Genomic DNA, 3,575 nt, shown 5'->3' with positions numbered 1-3,575 from the left:
CGACCTGATCCAAAAGGTCCTCGGCTGCACTCAAGGCCGACATGCGCTCGACGAGCGTCTTGCTCATCGCGCGCAGTCGTGCGACCAGGACCTGCGGGCTGGGCAGCGCAGCGTCGTGCCCCTCGGTCTTGGGAAGTGCATCGCTCTTGATGCGCTCGACCCGCTCGAGCGCAGCGTCGTCCGCGAGACTGACGGCGGGAAAGGCGCGCAGGAGATCGCCGACGGCGACCGAGCCCTCGAAGGTGGCGATCTCGCCGCGTCTGATGCGCCGCTGCAACTCGGCGCGCGTAACGCCCGCGAGGCGTGCGGCGCGGGACAGGCTCAGGTAGTCCATGGGCGTGAGGTCTCGGTTCCGGCCGGCGGGCCGGGTTGTCGTACGCAAGGTGTTTGCTCGGGCCGCACGCGCAAAACATCCGCGTCACCCCGATATCATCCAGTGCCGAGTATCCGCGCCTCCCGGTGCGACTTCAATCCATCGGCTCAACCCGCCTTTCGAAGGAGAGATGACGTGGACGACAACACCAAGACCCAGATCGAGGCCGCCGCATTCCGTGGCTTGGTCGAGCACCTGCAACGCCGCACCGACGTGCAGAACATCGACCTCATGAACCTGGCCGGATTCTGCCGAAACTGCCTGTCGAAGTGGTACATGAACGCCGCCGCCGAGCGCGGTGTCGAGATGACCTACGACCAGGCACGCGAGGCGGTCTACGGCATGCCTTATTCGGACTGGAAGACCCGTTATCAGCAAGAGGCGACTGCAGAGCAGGCGCGTCTGTTCGAGGAGACTCAGCCGCTGCACGCCTTCGTCAGCGGCCATGGACGCGGGGCTTAGGCGCTCGGTCGGCCGCGATCGAGCGGTCGTCCGAAAGGACGCACTCGAAATTGTCGTTGTCGCAATCGTAGTCGACAACAACAACGACAACGACAACGATTAGAGCGGGTGCTCAACTTACTTCCGACAAGCGATTTAATCCGCCGGCCGCTAGGTTGGGCGACCGAGAGCGAATTCCACCACGTCCTGCACCGGCGCGTGCGGGCTACGCTTGTACTCCCTACACCCTTCGGTCGGCGATGTCGCCGGGTCTCAGAGGTCGCCGGTGGCGCCCGCGGTCATGATCTCTTCGATCGTATCGCGCACCTTGATCGCGTTCTCCATCAGATTCGGCGGCAGGTCGGCCATCTCGATGACCTTGTTCAGATCGAGCGTCGTCAACCATGCCTTGCCTTCCTGATCCTCGATCAGGGTGATTCGGCAGGGCAGATACGCAGAGAAGTCGATGTTTTCCTTGATCATCTCGTTGGCGATCCGGGCATCGCAGAACTGGAAGATCTCGATGCGCTTGGCCTCCACACCCATCGACTCCAGCTCCTTGTAGAGCGGCAGGTGAGCGACGAGTTTGAAGTTCAGCGTGTTGGCCCGAAGTTTCATGGATTCGACGGCGTCGTCCATCGAGACATCCTCGGCCAGCGGCATCTTGAGCACGGTATCGGCGATCGTCATGCTTTCGGCATGCGTCTGAGTGGCGAGGAAGGTCAAGGGCAGCAGGGCGATCAGCAGGGGCAGCAGGATCTTTCTCATTGTCGTCTCTCTCCAGTTGGGTTTTTGTATTTCCGGGTTTAGTCGAAGCGGTAGTGCTTCTCGACCGGCTCGACGACCTCCCAGGTGCATTCCATGCCGGCGGGGAAGGTGATGAGGTCGCCGCGGCTGAAGGTATGGGGCGCGCCGCCGGTCGGGGTGACATGAAAGCGTCCGCGCACCACATAGCAGGTCTCGGCACGATCGTAACGCCAAGGAAAGGTCGAGGGCTCTTTTTTCCAGATCGCCCAGTCCTCGACGCCGAGGACATCCAGCTTGGCCGGAGAGGGTTTATGCTCGCAGTAAATCTGAAGGTCGGTCATCCATCGGCTCCGGGGTCGGCCGCCGCGATCGGCGGGTCTAGCTTTGATGGGTCGGCATTCTGGAGCTAATCCGTTGGATTTTCCACCCGAGAGGTCGATTTGCATCCTCTGCACCTTTGCGTTGTGATTTCGTTATGAACGACACTGAATCCCCCGGGGAGCGAGAGCCGATTGCGGCCCTGCTTGCCGAGCTGATGCTGCGCGCGGGCCTGCGGCTTGTGGTCGCGGAGTCCTGCACCGGCGGCTGGCTAGCGAAGGTCGTCACGGATCTCGCCGGGAGCAGCGCTTGGCTCGATCGTGGTTTCGTCACCTACAGCAACGCGGCCAAGCAGGAGATGCTCGGCGTGCGTGCCGAGACGCTTGCCGCGCAGGGAGCCGTGAGCGAGGCGGTGGTCGCGGAAATGGCGATGGGCGCCTTGAGTCGCAGCCACGCCCACGTTGCGGTCGCCATCAGCGGCGTGGCCGGACCCGGCGGCGGTAGCCCGGAGAAACCGGTCGGGACCGTCTGGCTCGCCTGGGCCTGGCCCGAAGGGCGGGTCGAGACCCGGCGTTTCCACTTCGACGGCGACCGCGATGCCGTGCGGCGTTGCTCGGTGCAGGCGGCGATCGACGGCTTGGTCGAGCGGCTCGGCGACCTTGTCTGAACGTTGGTTCTTTGCCCTCTGGCCCGATGACGCGGTCCGCGACGCCGTGGCTGCCCGGGTCCCCGCGCTCCTGTCCGTCGGCGCACGGGCAACCCACCCGAGCGACCTTCATCTGACACTGGCCTTCCTCGGTCCGCTCGCACCCGATGCGCTCGCTTGTGCGGAGCGCGCCGCGGATCGGATCCGAGCCGCTGCGTTTGACCTGGAGATCGATCGGGTCGGTCATTTCGCTCGGGCGCGCGTACTCTGGTGCGCGCCCGCATCGCCGCCCGAGGCATTGGCGACGCTCGTCGCGGATCTTCAGGAGCAGCTCTCGACCTGCGGTCTCGCCGCCGATCCGCCTCCGTATCGGCCGCATATCACACTCGCACGCAAGGCCGCGGCGGCGCCGGTGTCCGAGTGGCCGACGCCGATTCCTTGGTCGGTCCGCGAGCTTGTGCTGGCCGCCGGATACGGCGGTCCCAGGCCACGTTATCGGGTACGTCGTCGCTGGACGTTGGTCTAGCGCCGTGCCGGCCATGCTGCGCCGCCTTCGCGCGCGTGCGACGTGCGCGATTTGAACCGCTTGAGCGCCCGGTGCCGTGGCATGCCTGTGACGTTTTCCGATTCGCTATGCGATAATCCGCGACTTGCGACGCGGGGCGACGGGTGTCTCGGTGGACATCCGGGCGCTCGCCGGTCGCGTCGGATCCGAACGTTGCAGAGCAAGCCCCCCTCAAAGAACGATCAAGCCGATCAGGTTCAACGGAGACCCAATGGACGACAACCGCAAGAAGGCACTGGCCGCCGCGCTGACCCAGATCGAAAAACAGTTCGGCAAGGGCTCGGTGATGCGCATGGGCGACACCGGCGTCATTCGCGAGGTGGAGGCCATCTCGACCGGCTCGCTCGGTCTGGATCTCGCACTCGGGATCGGCGGCGTGCCCAAGGGCCGCGTGGTGGAGATCTACGGGCCCGAATCCTCCGGCAAGACCACCCTGACACTGCACATCATCGCCGAGGCGCAAAAGGCCGGCGGCACGGCGGCCT

The 3,575-nt window shown here is 64.8% G+C and carries 5 protein-coding genes and 2 pseudogenes; 4 read left to right on the top strand and 3 right to left on the bottom strand.

Annotated elements, in window-relative coordinates:
- A pseudogene (locus VLR48_RS01370) lies at nucleotides 1-334 on the bottom strand (ferredoxin); the annotation flags it as partial.
- A gap of 174 nt (nucleotides 335-508) precedes the next feature.
- On the opposite strand from VLR48_RS01370, the gene VLR48_RS01365 reads away from it, so the two are divergent.
- Nucleotides 509-835 (top strand): DUF1244 domain-containing protein, encoded by a 327-nt coding sequence (locus tag VLR48_RS01365; protein ID WP_325290057.1) that lies wholly within the window; start codon nucleotides 509-511, stop codon nucleotides 833-835.
- A 252-nt stretch (nucleotides 836-1,087) separates the two neighbouring features.
- Here VLR48_RS01365 and VLR48_RS01360 read toward each other — a convergent pair whose 3' ends face one another.
- The gene (locus tag VLR48_RS01360) at nucleotides 1,088-1,582 is read right to left on the bottom strand and encodes a DUF302 domain-containing protein (protein WP_325290056.1); all 495 of its coding nucleotides are present in this window, start codon (nucleotides 1,580-1,582) and stop codon (nucleotides 1,088-1,090) included.
- A 38-nt stretch (nucleotides 1,583-1,620) separates the two neighbouring features.
- Nucleotides 1,621-1,902 carry a cupin domain-containing protein gene (locus VLR48_RS01355; protein WP_325290055.1) on the bottom strand — a complete coding sequence of 94 codons (282 nt, stop codon included), beginning with the start codon at nucleotides 1,900-1,902 and terminating at the stop codon, nucleotides 1,621-1,623.
- A gap of 134 nt (nucleotides 1,903-2,036) precedes the next feature.
- On the opposite strand from VLR48_RS01355, the gene pncC reads away from it, so the two are divergent.
- The 3 genes and pseudogenes from pncC to VLR48_RS01340 form a co-directional block, all read left to right on the top strand.
- Nucleotides 2,037-2,546 (top strand): nicotinamide-nucleotide amidase, encoded by a 510-nt coding sequence (pncC, locus tag VLR48_RS01350; protein ID WP_325290054.1) that lies wholly within the window; start codon nucleotides 2,037-2,039, stop codon nucleotides 2,544-2,546.
- Nucleotides 2,539-3,051 carry an RNA 2',3'-cyclic phosphodiesterase gene (gene thpR / locus VLR48_RS01345; protein WP_325290053.1) on the top strand — a complete coding sequence of 171 codons (513 nt, stop codon included), beginning with the start codon at nucleotides 2,539-2,541 and terminating at the stop codon, nucleotides 3,049-3,051. Before pncC ends, thpR begins: the two co-directional genes overlap by 8 nt.
- A gap of 250 nt (nucleotides 3,052-3,301) precedes the next feature.
- Nucleotides 3,302-3,575 (top strand): annotated as a pseudogene (locus tag VLR48_RS01340) (DNA recombination/repair protein RecA); the annotation flags it as partial.

Source organism: Thiocapsa sp., assembly GCF_035467215.1.
Lineage (GTDB): Bacteria > Pseudomonadota > Gammaproteobacteria > Chromatiales > Chromatiaceae > Thiocapsa.
Note: the sequence above shows the minus strand (reverse complement) of the source record. Positions and strands in the feature narration are given on the sequence as shown.

What these genes read in the sequence shown, in the direction of transcription:
- VLR48_RS01360 (WP_325290056.1), bottom strand. Translation starts at nt 1,582, where the DNA reads ATGAGAAAGATCCTGCTGCCCCTGCTGATCGCCCTGCTGCCCTTGACC.
- VLR48_RS01355 (WP_325290055.1), bottom strand. Translation starts at nt 1,902, where the DNA reads ATGACCGACCTTCAGATTTACTGCGAGCATAAACCCTCTCCGGCCAAG.
- pncC (WP_325290054.1), top strand. Translation starts at nt 2,037, where the DNA reads ATGAACGACACTGAATCCCCCGGGGAGCGAGAGCCGATTGCGGCCCTG.